The following is a 13,826-nucleotide window of genomic DNA, read 5'->3' as shown; positions in this document are numbered from 1 at the left end:
AAGGCCGCCGTCGCGTGAGTACAGTCCACCAGCAAGACCTCAAGGACCGCCCTGCGCGGCTCACCGTCGGCGTCGTCGGCGCCGGCCGCGTGGGCCCGGCGCTCGCCGCGTCCCTCCAGCTCGCCGGGCACCGCCCGGTGGCCGTCTCCGGCGTCTCCGACGCCTCCCGGCGGCGCGCGGAGACCATGCTCCCGGATGTGCCGCTGGTACCGCCGGCCGAGGTCCTGCAGCGCGCCGACCTGGTGCTGCTCACCGTCCCCGACGACGTCCTGCCGGGCCTGGTCTCCGGTCTCGCCGAGACCGGTGCGGTACGGCCCGGCCAACTGCTCGTGCACACCTCCGGCCGGTACGGCGCACGGGTCCTCGACCCCGCCCTGCGCGCGGGCGCGCTGCCGATGGCCCTGCATCCGGCGATGACCTTCACCGGCACGCCCGTGGACGTCCAGCGGCTTGCCGGCTGCTCCTTCGGCGTCACCGCGCCCGAGGAACTGCGCCTGGCCGCCCAGGCCCTCGTCATCGAGATGGGCGGCGAGCCCGAGTGGATCAGCGAGCAGAACCGCCCGCTCTACCACGCGGCCCTCGCGCTCGGCGCCAACCACCTGGTCACCCTCGTCGCCCAGTCCATGGAGCTGCTGCGCACCGCGGGCGTCGAGGCACCCGACCGGATGCTCGGCCCGCTGCTCGGCGCCGCCCTGGACAACGCGCTGCGCTCCGGCGACGCGGCGCTCACCGGGCCCGTCGCGCGCGGCGACGCCGGCACGGTCGCCGCGCACATCACGGAGCTGCGCAGACACGCCCCGCAGACCGTCGCGGGCTATGTCGCCATGGCCCGCTCGACCGCCGACCGGGCGCTCGCGCACGGCCTGCTCAAGCCCGAACTCGCCGAGGACCTGCTCGGCGTGCTGGCCGACGGCGCCGGCGGCACGAAGGGCCCGGGCGGCACGAACGGCACTCACGGCACCGAGGGGAACGACCGATGACCACCGCCCTGCTGAGCACCGCCGACGAGCTCCACGCGCGCGTGCGACGCGGCCGCCGCGCCGTCGTGATGACCATGGGCGCCCTGCACGACGGCCACGCCACCCTGATCCGCACCGCGCGCGAGATCGCAGGAGCGGACGGCGAGGTCGTCGTCACCGTCTTCGTCAATCCGCTGCAGTTCGGCGCGGGCGAGGACCTGGACCGATACCCGCGCACCCTCGACGCCGACCTCAAGATCGCCGAACGGGCCGGTGCGGACGCGGTGTTCGCGCCCTCCGTGGGCGAGGTCTACCCCGGCGGCGACCCACAGGTCCGGATCACCGCCGGCCCCATGGGCGAACGCCTGGAGGGCGCCTCGCGGCCCGGCCACTTCGACGGCATGCTGACCGTCGTCGCCAAGCTGCTCCACCTCACGCGCCCCGACGTGGCCCTCTACGGGCAGAAGGACGCCCAGCAGCTGGCCCTGATCCGGCGCATGGTGCGGGACCTGAACTTCGGCGTCGAGATCGTCGCCGTACCGACCGTGCGCGAGGAGGACGGGCTCGCCCTGTCCAGCCGTAACCGCTACCTCTCCCCGGACGAGCGCCGCACCGCGCTCGCGCTGTCCCGCGCGCTGTTCGCGGGCCGTGACCGGCACGCCGCGCAGGAGGCGCTGCGCGCGCGTGCCCGCGAAGTGCCCTCCACGCAGGCGCGTGCCGAGGCGCTGAGCGCCCTCGGGGAGTCCCGCGCGGCCGCCGACGCGCACGCGGTCGCCACGGCGTCCCCGGGCGGCCCGGCGGCCGTCCGCGCGGCCGCCCGCCAGGTGCTGGACGAGGCCGCAAGGCTCGTCCCGCCGCTCGAACTGGACTACCTGGCGCTCGTCGACCCGTCGGACTTCACGGAGATCGGCGACGACTTCACCGGTGAGGCCGTCCTCGCCGTCGCCGCCCGGGTCGGCACGACCCGGCTGATCGACAACCTCCCTCTCACCTTCGGAGCCGCCTCGTGAGCAGCACAGGCACCAGCACAGGCATACGACTGCACGCGCCCGCCCCCGGGTGGTCCATCCCGGCGGACGTGGTCGTCGTCGGCTCCGGAGTGGCCGGTCTGACCGCCGCTCTGCGCTGCGAGGCCGCGGGCCTGACGACCGTCGTCGTCACCAAGGCCCGCCTGGACGACGGCTCCACGCGCTGGGCGCAGGGCGGTATCGCCGCGGCGCTCGGCGAGGGCGACACGCCCGAACAGCACCTCGGGGACACCCTGGTGGCCGGCGCGGGCCTGTGCGACGAGGAGGCCGTACGGATCCTCGTCACCGAGGGCCCCGACGCGGTACGGCGGCTGATCTCCACCGGCGCCCACTTCGACACCGACGACGAGGGCGACATCCACCTCGGCCGCGAGGGCGGCCACCACCGGCGCCGGATCGCGCACGCGGGTGGCGACGCGACCGGCGCGGAGGTCTCCCGGGCGCTCGTCGAGGCGGTACGCGCCCGCGGGCTGCGCACCATCGAGAACGCGCTCGTGCTGGACCTGCTCACCGACGCCGAGGGCCGTACGGCCGGTGTCACGCTGCACGTGATGGGCGAGGGCCAGCACGACGGCGTGGGCGCCGTGCACGCCCCCGCGGTGGTGCTCGCGACCGGCGGCATGGGGCAGGTGTTCACCGCGACCACCAACCCGTCGGTGTCGACCGGTGACGGCGTCGCGCTGGCGCTGCGCGCGGGCGCCGAGGTCAGCGACCTGGAGTTCGTCCAGTTCCACCCGACCGTCCTGTTCCTCGGCCCGGACGCCGAGGGCCAGCAGCCGCTGGTGTCCGAGGCGGTGCGCGGCGAGGGCGCCCACCTGGTTGACGCCGACGGCGTGCGCTTCATGGTCGGGCAGCACGAGCTGGCCGAGCTGGCGCCGCGGGACATCGTCGCCAAGGGCATCCTGCGGCGGATGCTGGAGCAGGACGCCGAGCACATGTTCCTCGACGCCCGGCACTTCGGCGCCGAGATGTGGGAACGCCGCTTCCCGACCATCCTGGCCGCCTGCCGCGTCAACGGCATCGACCCGGTCACGGAGCCCATCCCGATCGCCCCGGCTGCCCACTTCGCCTCCGGAGGCGTTCGCACCGACGCGCAGGGGCGTACGACCGTGCCCGGCCTGTACGCGTGCGGCGAGGTCGCGTGCACCGGCGTGCACGGCGCGAACCGGCTCGCCTCCAACTCCCTCCTCGAAGGCTTGGTCTACGCCGAGCGGATCGCCGCCGACATCGTCGCCGCGCGGGCGGAGAACGGCCTCCACGCGCGTGTGCCCCAGCCCGTCCCGGACCCCGAGAAGCCGGAGCACCCGCTGCTCGCCCCCGAGGCCCGGTTCGCCATCCAGCGGATCATGACCGAGGGCGCGGGCGTGCTGCGCTCGGAGGACTCCCTCGCGAAGGCCGCCGAGCAGCTCCAGCAACTGCACAGCGAGGCCCGTGACGCCCTCCACGAGAACGGCAAGACCGCCGAGCCCGGCGTCGACACCTGGGAGGCCACCAACCTCCTGTGTGTCGCCCGCGTCCTGGTCGCCGCCGCGCGGATGCGCGAGGAGACCCGGGGCTGCCACTGGCGCGAGGACAGCCCCGAGCGCGACGACACCCAGTGGCGGCGGCACATCGTCGTACGGCTGAACCCGGACCGGTCGCTGGCCGTGCACACCACCAACACCGCAGACTTCCCCCCTACCCGGTAACACCCAGCGCCTCAGGAGCAGTGACAGACGTGAGCACCGACGACCTTCCCCTCGCCCCGACCGGCGGCTGCGGCGACGGCTGTGCCTGTGGCGCGGACGGCGACGAGGAGTACCTGAAGAGCGGGCTCGACCCCGCGCTCGCCGAGCTGCTGGCCGCCGCCGGGCTCGATCCGATCGAGGTCGAGGACATCGCCAACGTGGCCATCCAGGAGGACCTGGACGGCGGGGTGGACGTGACGACCGTCTCGACCATCCCCGAGGACGCCACCGCCACCGGCGACTTCACCGCGCGCGAGGGGGGCGTCGTGGCGGGCCTGAGGGTCGCGGAGGCCGTGCTCTCCGTGGTCTGCACGGACGAGTTCGAGGTCGAGCGGCACGTCGAGGACGGCGACCGTGTGGAGGCCGGGCAGAAGCTGCTGTCGGTCACCACGCGCACGCGTGACCTGCTGACCGCCGAGCGCAGCGCGCTGAACATCCTGTGCCGCCTGTCCGGCATCGCGACCGCCACGCGCGCGTGGGCGGACGCGCTGGAGGGCACCAAGACCAAGGTCCGCGACACCCGCAAGACGACCCCGGGCCTGCGCTCGCTGGAGAAGTTCGCCGTCCGCTGCGGCGGCGGCGTCAACCACCGCATGTCGCTGTCCGACGCGGCCCTGGTGAAGGACAACCACGTCGTCGCCGCCGGTGGCGTCGCGCAGGCCTTCAAGGCCGTACGGGAGACCTTCCCGGAGGTGCCGATCGAGGTCGAGGTCGACACCCTGCACCAGCTGCGCGAGGTCGTCGAGGCGGGCGCCGACCTGATCCTGCTGGACAACTTCACGCCCGACGAGTGCGCGGAGGCCGTCGGCATCGTCCACGGCCGCGCCCTGCTGGAGGCGTCCGGCCGGCTGACGCTCGACACCGCGCGCATGTACGCCGACACCGGTGTGGACTTCCTGGCCGTCGGTGCCCTCACCCACTCCGCGCCGATCCTGGACATCGGCCTCGACCTGCGCGAGGCGGAGTAACCGCGATGCTCCTCACGATCGACGTCGGCAACACGCACACCGTCCTCGGCCTGTTCGACGGCGAGGACATCGTCGAGCACTGGCGCATCTCCACGGACGCGCGCCGCACGGCGGACGAGCTGGCGGTGCTGCTCCAGGGCCTGATGGGCATGCACCCGCTGCTGGGCGAGGAGCTGGGCGACGGCATCGACGGCATCGCGATCTGCGCGACCGTCCCGTCGGTGCTGCACGAGCTGCGCGAGGTCACCCGGCGCTACTACGGCGACGTCCCCGCCGTCCTGGTCGAGCCGGGCGTGAAGACGGGCGTGCCGATCCTCACCGACAACCCCAAGGAGGTCGGCGCGGACCGGATCATCAACGCGGTCGCGGCCGTCGAGCTGTACGGCGGCCCGGCGATCGTCGTCGACTTCGGTACGGCGACCACGTTCGACGCGGTCTCGGCGCGCGGGGAGTACGTCGGCGGTGTCATCGCACCGGGCATCGAGATCTCCGTGGAGGCGCTCGGCGTCAAGGGCGCGCAGCTGCGGAAGATCGAGGTGGCCCGGCCGCGCAGCGTGATCGGCAAGAACACGGTCGAGGCTATGCAGTCCGGCATCGTGTACGGCTTCGCCGGGCAGGTCGACGGGGTCGTGAGCCGGATGGCACGGGAGCTCGCCGACGACCCGGACGACGTGCGGGTGATCGCCACGGGCGGGCTCGCGCCGATGGTGCTGGGGGAGTCCTCGGTGATCGACGAGCACCAGCCGTGGCTGACGCTGATCGGGCTGCGGCTGGTGTACGAGCGGAACGTGTCGCGGCTGTGAGGTGACCGGCGCGTGAGGTGACCGGCGCCCGTGTGGTGACCGGCGCCTGGGAGGGGCGCCGGTTTTCCCGCACCACGCGTGCGTGCCGCGGGCTCGGCCGTGTGCCTGCCGTAGCCCCGGTCGAGGGAAACCGGGAGCGACACGCGACGAGAAGATCATCCTTGTTCGTCACTTTTGTCCGATTAGCGGTAGCGTCGCCGCATGCCCACGCCATACGGATCCCGCGGCGGCATGGCGTTCGGCGTGGAGGAGCTGCGTGTGCTCCGCCGCGCCCTCGCCCTCGCCCTTCACCCCGGCCAAGCGTCCGCCGAGGACGTCCAGGACTGCTTCCGGCTCGCCGAGTCGCTCGACGAGGCGATGCGCGAGGGGGCGAGACTGCGCGCTTTCCTGGTGGCCGACCTCGGCCGGTACCGGGCGGCGCTGCCGGGTACCGCCGCCGGCTACCTCACCCTCCTGGAGGAGGCGCTGGGGGCCGGCCACCGGCCGACGCCGGACGATCTCGCCGCGCTGCGGGCGCTGCGCGGGAACCCGGCGGCGGCTGCTCTGCTGGACCGTTGCCAGGCGCTGGCCGAGCAGGACGTACGGGCCCGGTTCGCACAGGGCGCGCGCAAGGTGCCGGCGCCCGCCGTACCGCCCTCTCGCACCCGCCTGCTGGCCCTTCCCGGCGGCGGGGGAGCGTCCGGGGTGGCACAGGACGAGGAGCGGGCCGGGGAGCCGCAGAAGCCCGCACAGAAGCCCGCGCAGAAGCCCGCGCCCAAACCTGCGCCGACGCCCGGGGAGCGGCCCGGCACGGAGCCGGGGGCGCCGAAGCGGCCCATCCCGACGCCGGGGGAGGTCTTCCCGCGCCGCAAGCCGGCGCCTCCGTCGAACCCGGCCGAAACCCGCCAGCTGGCCGCCGGCTGACCACCCCGCCCTGCGGCCACCCCCGCCCTGCGGCCACCCCTGCCCTGCGGCCGTCCGTGCTCTCCGGCCGTCCGCGTCCTGCGGCCGTCCGTCCTGCGGCCGTCCGCGTCCTGCGGCCGTCCGTGCTGCGGCCGTCCGCGTCCTGCGGCCGTCCGTGCTCTCCGGCCGTCCGTGCCCTGCGGCCGTCCGTGCCCTGCGGCCATCCCCCGCCCTCCGGCCATCCCCCGCCCTCCGGCCGGCCCCGTCCTGCCGTCGGCGCCACGTGTACAGCCACCGTCGCCGGGTCGGGTGGCCCTGGTGGGCCGGACGCGCCGTCGGCGGCTCGCGCGTTGCCGGAGGCGCAGGTGGGGTGATGGGGCCGAGGGGTTTGCGTACCCCCGCACCTTTCGGGTGTGGTCCCGTGGCTACTCTGGGGGGCATGGACTACGTCTCCGCGCTCGTGCCCCCGGTCGTGATGGCCGTGTTCTTCATCGGTGTGGTCAGGGTGATCGTGAAGACCCAGGGCGGGGCCGCCAAGGCCAAGGAGGACGCGGCCGTCGACGCCGCCCTCGCGCGCGCGGAGAGCGCGCGTCAGGCCTCCGCCGGCGGCGACGCCTGAGACAGTCCGCCGAGCTCCGCTCTCCGTAACTGCGAGCTCTGCGTCCCTTTTGTTCGCGTTCGCGGACTTAGTGCACGTCCGGCACGCCATTGCCGGGATCTCCCACTATTGTTCTGAGTTGTGCCTCGCCCATTGGGAGAACTCGAAGACGCGGTCATGACGCGGGTGTGGAAGTGGAACCGCCCGGTGACCGTTCGAGAAGTCCTGGAAGACCTCCAGCAGGAACGCTCCATCGCGTACACCACCGTGATGACCGTTTTGGACAATCTCCATCAGAAGGGCTGGGTGCGCCGCGAGGCGGAAGGGCGGGCCTATCGATATGAGGCCGTCTCGACGCGAGCCGCCTACGCCGCCGCCCTCATGAACGACGCCTGGTCGCAGAGCGACAACCCGGCCGCCGCTCTCGTCGCCTTCTTCGGGATGATGAGCGAGGAACAGCGCCAGGCCCTCCGGGACGCGGTACGCATCGTCCAGGGCCCGGAAACCCCGCAAGCCCCGGAAGCGCGCCAACGGGAAGCCGGACAACAGCGAGCCCCGGAACAGGAAGCGCCCGAAGCCCGGGAAGAGGAGAACCCCGGCTCGGCACCTGACGCGGACGGGCGATAGCGTCCGCTCATGTCAGCAGAGCGCCCCGAAGTCTCCGCAAAAGCCATCACGGTCCGCCGCGCCCGGACCAGCGACGTCCCGGCCGTACGCCGCCTCCTCGACGCCTACGCCCGCGACCGCATCCTGCTCGACAAAGCCACGGTCACGCTTTACGAGGACATCCAGGAGTTCTGGGTCGCCGAACGCGACGACAACGCCGAGGTGGTCGGCTGCGGCGCGCTGCATGTCATGTGGGAGGACCTCGCGGAAGTCCGCACTCTCGCGGTGAAGCCCGGCCTGAGGGGCGCCGGCGTCGGCCATCAGTTGCTGGAGAAGTTGCTGCAGACCGCCCGCTGGCTCGGCGTTCGCCGGGTTTTCTGCCTGACCTTCGAAGTGGACTTCTTCGGGAAGCACGGCTTCGTGGAGATCGGGGAGACGCCGGTCGACACCGATGTGTACGCGGAGCTGTTGCGTTCCTATGACGAGGGCGTCGCGGAGTTCCTCGGTCTCGAACGAGTGAAACCGAACACCTTGGGCAACAGCCGGATGCTTCTGCATCTGTGATCCTCATTGCCCGGTGCCCTATGTCCGAAACGCGCATCTTTCCGGACGGAGGCGCTCCGTCGCCGCTCTACCGCTCCTCTGCCAGGGGTTTGTGTTTTTCCGGCAAAAGCGGTTTGCTTTCCGACGTACTGCAGTACTGCATATAACAGGGGCGGCGAAACGGCGGACGCCGCACACCCCCGACCCTCAACGTTATCGATGAAAGGAAATCCGGTGGCACAGAAGGTTCAGGTCCTTCTTGTCGACGACCTCGACGGCGGCGAGGCGGACGAGACGGTGACGTTCGCGCTGGACGGCAAGACGTACGAGATCGATCTCACGACTGCCAATGCGGACAAGCTGCGCGGCCTTCTCGACCCCTATGTGAAGGGTGGTCGTCGTACCGGTGGCCGTGCTTCCGGCGGACGCGGAAAGGCGCGTGCCGCTTCCGGTGGCAGCCAGGACACCGCGGCCATCCGCGCCTGGGCGAAGGAGAACGGTCTCGAGGTCAACGACCGCGGCCGTGTTCCCGCGTCCATTCGCGAGGCCTACGAGAAGGCCAACGGCTGATCCCGCCGACAGGCGGCCGGCAGTCCCGCGCGCGGGCGCCGCAGCCGGACCCGGTGACATCCCGCTGCCACCGTGTCCAGCAGTCGTACGAGATCGGGGGCGCCCTGAGCGCGCCCCATGGCCGGCATCGCCGGCAACGAGGCCTCGGCCTCGCCTTTGGGCCCAGGGGGCCGCAGCCATACGGCGGCCCCCTGCACGGACCCGGCCCACCCGGCTCGCCCGGACACGTTCGCCGGCGGGACCGGCGCCTGAATCGCGTCGCCCGCCCCCAGGACCCGTAGGTCGAGGGCCACGGCGCTCCATTCCAGCCAGTCCAGCAGCCCCGGCAGCTCCTCCGCGCTGCCCGCGGCCACCAGCAGCTCCATCCGGTCGCCCCGAAGGGCCACCGGGGAGCCCGGCACGAGATGCCGGAGCGCCCCCGCGCCCGCCTCGGCCGGCACGTCCAGGACGTCGAACCGCACCCCGGTGAGCAGCCGCAGCGGCCGTCCGGGCACTGTCGCCCAGCCCAGATCGTTCTCGTACCAGTGCCGGACCCGGGCGTCCGGGCCGGCCAGGAGATCACCGGTGTCCGGTACGTCCGGATCCAGAGGACGACGGGGAAGGGGGACCGTTGAGACCGTGGGGACCGAGCCAGCCATGCCAAGCGCAACCGCCGAAACGGCCGCCGGGTTACGCTGAGTGCCGACTTGGTCGCGAAGAGTGTCGAAAGAGGGGGCGCGCGGGGGTGCGGGGAGGCGCAAGGTTGTTCGCCCATAGCGGAGGGAACCGGTGCGCGCCGCATGGAGTGTCAGTCCCAGCGGGTAAGACATCCCTAGTGGGAGGGGGCGACACGCAGGGCGGGACGTCTCACGTTCGCCATCGGCGTACTGGCGAGTGGGGTAACTGCCTGGCCTGCGGGAACATCGTCTCGCACCATCGGGTTGGAGCAGATGTCGGCGCACACGGTCAGGAGGCCATCGACGGTGTCGGCAGTTGGAATGAGCGGTCCCCGCTTGCGGGACTAAGCTGCGGAAGGACAGGGAGGGGAAGTTCCCCCCACTGCCTGACCGCTCTGAGGAGCGATTAACGATGTTCGAGAGGTTCACCGACCGCGCGCGGCGGGTTGTCGTCCTGGCTCAGGAAGAAGCCCGGATGCTCAACCACAACTACATCGGCACCGAGCACATCCTCCTGGGTCTCATCCACGAGGGCGAAGGTGTCGCCGCTAAGGCCCTGGAGAGCCTCGGCATTTCGCTTGAGGCGGTCCGCCAGCAGGTGGAGGAGATCATCGGCCAGGGCCAGCAGGCCCCGTCCGGGCACATCCCCTTCACCCCCCGTGCCAAGAAGGTCCTGGAGCTGTCGCTCCGCGAGGCCCTTCAGCTGGGCCACAACTACATCGGCACGGAGCACATCCTGCTCGGCCTGATCCGCGAGGGCGAGGGCGTCGCCGCCCAGGTCCTGGTCAAGCTGGGCGCAGACCTCAACCGGGTGCGGCAGCAGGTGATCCAGCTGCTCTCCGGTTACCAGGGCAAGGAGACCGCCACCGCCGGCGGCCCGGCCGAGGGCACCCCCTCGACCTCTCTCGTCCTGGACCAGTTCGGCCGGAACCTCACCCAGGCCGCTCGTGAGTCCAAGCTCGACCCGGTCATCGGGCGCGAGAAGGAGATCGAGCGGGTCATGCAGGTGCTGTCCCGCCGTACCAAGAACAACCCGGTGCTGATCGGTGAGCCCGGCGTCGGCAAGACCGCCGTCGTCGAGGGCCTCGCCCAGGCCATCGTCAAGGGCGAGGTGCCCGAGACCCTCAAGGACAAGCACCTCTACACCCTGGACCTCGGCGCCCTGGTCGCCGGCTCCCGCTACCGCGGTGACTTCGAGGAGCGCCTGAAGAAGGTGCTCAAGGAGATCCGCACCCGCGGCGACATCATCCTGTTCATCGACGAGCTGCACACGCTGGTCGGTGCGGGTGCCGCCGAGGGCGCCATCGACGCGGCTTCCATCCTGAAGCCGATGCTGGCCCGCGGTGAGCTGCAGACCATCGGTGCGACCACCCTGGACGAGTACCGCAAGCACCTGGAGAAGGACGCGGCCCTGGAGCGCCGCTTCCAGCCCATCCAGGTCGCCGAGCCGTCCCTGCCGCACACGATCGAGATCCTCAAGGGCCTGCGCGACCGGTACGAGGCGCACCACCGCGTCTCCATCACGGACGAGGCCCTGGTCCAGGCGGCCACCCTGGCCGACCGGTACATCTCCGACCGCTTCCTGCCGGACAAGGCGATCGACCTGATCGACGAGGCCGGTTCCCGGATGCGCATCCGCCGGATGACCGCTCCGCCGGACCTGCGCGAGTTCGACGAGAAGATCGCCGCCGTCCGCCGGGACAAGGAGTCCGCGATCGACTCGCAGGACTTCGAGAAGGCCGCCTCCCTGCGCGACAAGGAGAAGCAGCTCCTGGCCGCCAAGGCCAAGCGGGAGAAGGAGTGGAAGGCCGGCGACATGGACGTCGTCGCGGAGGTCGACGGCGAGCTGATCGCCGAGGTCCTCGCCACGGCCACCGGCATCCCGGTCTTCAAGCTGACCGAGGAGGAGTCCAGCCGCCTGCTCCGCATGGAGGAGGAGCTGCACAAGCGGGTCATCGGCCAGAACGACGCCGTCAAGGCGCTGTCGAAGGCGATCCGCCGTACGCGCGCGGGCCTGAAGGACCCGAAGCGTCCGGGTGGTTCGTTCATCTTCGCCGGCCCGTCCGGTGTCGGTAAGACCGAGCTGTCCAAGGCGCTCGCCGAGTTCCTCTTCGGTGACGAGGACGCGCTGATCTCCCTCGACATGTCGGAGTTCAGCGAGAAGCACACGGTGTCGCGTCTCTTCGGTTCGCCCCCCGGCTACGTGGGCTACGAAGAGGGCGGCCAGCTGACCGAGAAGGTCCGCCGCAAGCCGTTCTCCGTCGTCCTCTTCGACGAGGTCGAGAAGGCCCACCCGGACATCTTCAACTCGCTGCTGCAGATCCTGGAGGACGGTCGCCTGACCGACTCCCAGGGCCGGGTCGTGGACTTCAAGAACACGGTCATCATCATGACGACCAACCTCGGCACCCGGGACATCTCCAAGGGCTTCAACCTGGGCTTCGCCGCCGCGGGCGACACGAAGACCAACTACGAGCGCATGAAGAACAAGGTGTCGGACGAGCTCAAGCAGCACTTCCGCCCCGAGTTCCTCAACCGCGTCGACGACGTGGTGGTCTTCCCGCAGCTGACGCAGGCGGACATCCTGCGGATCGTCGACCTGATGATCAGCAAGGTGGACGAGCGCCTGAAGGACCGGGACATGGGCATCGAGCTCTCCCAGTCCGCCAAGGAGCTGCTGGCCAAGAAGGGTTACGACCCGGTGCTGGGCGCGCGTCCGCTGCGCCGCACGATCCAGCGCGAGGTCGAGGACACGCTCTCGGAGAAGATCCTCTTCGGCGAGCTGCGTCCCGGTCACATCGTGGTCGTGGACACCGAGGGCGAGGGCGAGACCCAGACCTTCACCTTCCGCGGTGAGGAGAAGTCGGCGCTGCCCGACGTCCCGCCGATCGAGCAGGCGGCCGGCGGTGCCGGGCCGAACCTGAGCAAGGAGGCGTAAGCCTCCGGCCGATGGGCCGAGTTGAAGGGGCCGGTGCTGTGAGCACCGGCCCCTTCGCATGCCCGCGAGGGCTGTGGCCTACGACAACTGCCCGTTGTAGTCCGGCAGTTTGAAGGTCTTCTCGGCGTGGCCGCCGGACAGGTCGGTGGCGCTGTTGCCGATGTTCGCGATGATGGTGTAGCCCCTGTTCTCGATGTCGACGCGCTGGGCGGTCTTGTAGGCGGCGACGTCCTTGAAGAGGTCGAACAAGCCGCGCACATAGAGGCCGGAGACGTCGTAGCCGTCGTGTTCGAGGTTGTACTCGGTGGGCAGGTAGATGATGCCCGGGCGGGCCGTGACGAAGAACAGCGAGACGCCGTGCTGCTGGGCGTACTTCGCGACGTCCAGGACGGGCTTGTTGGCCGGCTGGGGGTAGCTGAAGCCGAAGTCGGTCTCCAGCGTGGTGTTGTCGATGTCGAAGACGATGGCCTGCTTCTCGCCCGGTGCGGCGTCGGCGATCCGCTCCTTCAGATACGGCAGGGCCTGGTCCATCACGGCCTGGCAGTCCTTCTGCCAGGTGGCGTAGTCGACCTTGGTGGCGGAGCTGCCGGTGGCCGCCGTGTCGTCCGCCGCGTGGGCGGGGGCGGCCATCGCGGCCAGGGCGGCCACGGAGACGGCGGTGGCGGATATACGGCGCGCCCAGGGGCGTCTGGTCATCGGTGGGGGTCCTCTCACGTCCGTACGCGTCCTGAAATGTCAGGGGCATGATCTGAGGCGAGGATGGCGCGAGGGGAACCGTAGGGTTACTGAACGGTAGGTGGCCAGAGGCGTGCGTCACATTGTGTGGCGCCGACTGGGTCAGTCCTGCCGGCGGGCGTGTTCGTGGGCCTGGGTGATCAGGTCCAGGGCCACGTCGAGGACCGCCGTGCGCTTCGTGACGAAGTCGCCTTCGAGGTCCTGCATCAGGAACATCCCGGCGTGCAGGGTGAACAACGCGCTGACCGAGCGCACCTGGTCGACGAGTTCGGCCTTCGGATCGATCAGGATGTCCCGCAGATCACGCATCCGGTCCTTGAAGGTGTCACCGATGCGCAGGTCCCGGACTGTGCCCTGGTTGTCGTGCATGAAGCGGAAGAGGGGTTCGGCGTCGGCGAGCACACGGCTGTAGCGCCGTACCACCTCTTGCTTGGTCTCCAGGGTGTGCGGCTGGCTGCGGCCCCACTCGATCAGGTCCTCGATCGGTTTCGTCAGGTCCTCGAAGAGGCTGACGATGATCTCTTCCTTCGTCTTGAAGTGGTAGTACAGGGCCGCCTTCGTGACGTCGAGACGCTCGGCGATCTCGCGCAGGGAGGTCTTCTCGTAGCCCTGCTCCGCGAAGAGTTCGAGCGCGACGTCCTGGATGCGCTGGCGGGTGTTGCCGCGGCGCTGATGCTTGGTGCCGTCCATGGTGACGCCCATCCTCGTACTCCTTGCGCTCCCGCCGAAACTTACTTGACGCCCGGCTAGTGACGGGTCTACCTTCCCCAGTGTAGTGAACTAGCCGGGCGGCAAGTAAGTAGCCGTCGTAGG

14 protein-coding genes are annotated in these 13,826 nt (G+C 70.9%); 11 read left to right on the top strand and 3 right to left on the bottom strand.

Annotated elements, in window-relative coordinates:
* Positions 1 to 14 precede the first annotated feature (14 nt).
* From FB563_RS11945 to FB563_RS11900, 10 genes are all read left to right on the top strand, one after another.
* Positions 15 to 980: a Rossmann-like and DUF2520 domain-containing protein gene (locus FB563_RS11945; protein ID WP_055708026.1), complete on the top strand. Its 966-nt coding sequence runs from the start codon at positions 15 to 17 to the stop codon at positions 978 to 980.
* Positions 977 to 1,969 carry a pantoate--beta-alanine ligase gene (gene panC, locus FB563_RS11940; protein WP_055708027.1) on the top strand — a complete coding sequence of 331 codons (993 nt, stop codon included), beginning with the start codon at positions 977 to 979 and terminating at the stop codon, positions 1,967 to 1,969. Before FB563_RS11945 ends, panC begins: the two co-directional genes overlap by 4 nt.
* Positions 1,966 to 3,675 (top strand): L-aspartate oxidase, encoded by a 1,710-nt coding sequence (locus FB563_RS11935; RefSeq protein WP_055708028.1) that lies wholly within the window; start codon positions 1,966 to 1,968, stop codon positions 3,673 to 3,675. Before panC ends, FB563_RS11935 begins: the two co-directional genes overlap by 4 nt.
* Positions 3,676 to 3,704: 29 nt before the next feature.
* Positions 3,705 to 4,682 carry a carboxylating nicotinate-nucleotide diphosphorylase gene (gene nadC / locus FB563_RS11930; RefSeq protein ID WP_055708029.1) on the top strand — a complete coding sequence of 326 codons (978 nt, stop codon included), beginning with the start codon at positions 3,705 to 3,707 and terminating at the stop codon, positions 4,680 to 4,682.
* Between the two features lie 5 nt (positions 4,683 to 4,687).
* Positions 4,688 to 5,485, top strand: coding sequence for a type III pantothenate kinase (locus FB563_RS11925; protein ID WP_055708030.1), 798 nt, complete (start codon positions 4,688 to 4,690; stop codon positions 5,483 to 5,485).
* Between the two features lie 231 nt (positions 5,486 to 5,716).
* A complete protein-coding gene (locus FB563_RS11920) occupies positions 5,717 to 6,388 on the top strand; it encodes a hypothetical protein (RefSeq protein WP_055708031.1) in 672 nt (223 codons plus the stop codon).
* Between the two features lie 418 nt (positions 6,389 to 6,806).
* A complete protein-coding gene (locus FB563_RS11915) occupies positions 6,807 to 6,986 on the top strand; it encodes a hypothetical protein (RefSeq protein ID WP_023547678.1) in 180 nt (59 codons plus the stop codon).
* A gap of 156 nt (positions 6,987 to 7,142) precedes the next feature.
* The gene (locus FB563_RS11910) at positions 7,143 to 7,592 is read left to right on the top strand and encodes a BlaI/MecI/CopY family transcriptional regulator (protein ID WP_055703470.1); all 450 of its coding nucleotides are present in this window, start codon (positions 7,143 to 7,145) and stop codon (positions 7,590 to 7,592) included.
* A gap of 9 nt (positions 7,593 to 7,601) precedes the next feature.
* A complete protein-coding gene (locus FB563_RS11905; RefSeq protein ID WP_055703471.1) occupies positions 7,602 to 8,135 on the top strand; it encodes an amino-acid N-acetyltransferase in 534 nt (177 codons plus the stop codon).
* A 213-nt stretch (positions 8,136 to 8,348) separates the two neighbouring features.
* Complete coding sequence (locus tag FB563_RS11900; protein ID WP_055703472.1) at positions 8,349 to 8,684, top strand: histone-like nucleoid-structuring protein Lsr2; 336 nt, start codon at positions 8,349 to 8,351, stop codon at positions 8,682 to 8,684.
* Here the strand turns inward: FB563_RS11900 and FB563_RS11895 are convergent.
* Positions 8,663 to 9,322 carry an SCO3374 family protein gene (locus FB563_RS11895; protein WP_199832682.1) on the bottom strand — a complete coding sequence of 220 codons (660 nt, stop codon included), beginning with the start codon at positions 9,320 to 9,322 and terminating at the stop codon, positions 8,663 to 8,665. The genes FB563_RS11900 and FB563_RS11895 overlap by 22 nt on opposite strands.
* A gap of 430 nt (positions 9,323 to 9,752) precedes the next feature.
* Here FB563_RS11895 and FB563_RS11885 point away from each other — a divergent pair, with 430 nt between their 5' ends.
* Positions 9,753 to 12,278: an ATP-dependent Clp protease ATP-binding subunit gene (locus FB563_RS11885; RefSeq protein WP_055703474.1), complete on the top strand. Its 2,526-nt coding sequence runs from the start codon at positions 9,753 to 9,755 to the stop codon at positions 12,276 to 12,278.
* A gap of 78 nt (positions 12,279 to 12,356) precedes the next feature.
* Here FB563_RS11885 and FB563_RS11880 read toward each other — a convergent pair whose 3' ends face one another.
* A complete protein-coding gene (locus FB563_RS11880) occupies positions 12,357 to 12,974 on the bottom strand; it encodes an HAD family acid phosphatase (protein WP_055703475.1) in 618 nt (205 codons plus the stop codon).
* A 141-nt stretch (positions 12,975 to 13,115) separates the two neighbouring features.
* Positions 13,116 to 13,715, bottom strand: a complete 600-nt coding sequence (locus FB563_RS11875) for a TetR/AcrR family transcriptional regulator (RefSeq protein WP_055703476.1) — start codon at positions 13,713 to 13,715, stop codon at positions 13,116 to 13,118.
* Between the last annotated feature and the right edge of the window lie 111 nt (positions 13,716 to 13,826).

Source organism: Streptomyces puniciscabiei (assembly GCF_006715785.1).
GTDB classification, from domain to species: Bacteria; Actinomycetota; Actinomycetes; order Streptomycetales; family Streptomycetaceae; genus Streptomyces; species Streptomyces puniciscabiei.
The sequence above is the reverse complement of the archived record's forward strand: the minus strand, read 5'-3'. Positions and strand labels throughout refer to the sequence as shown.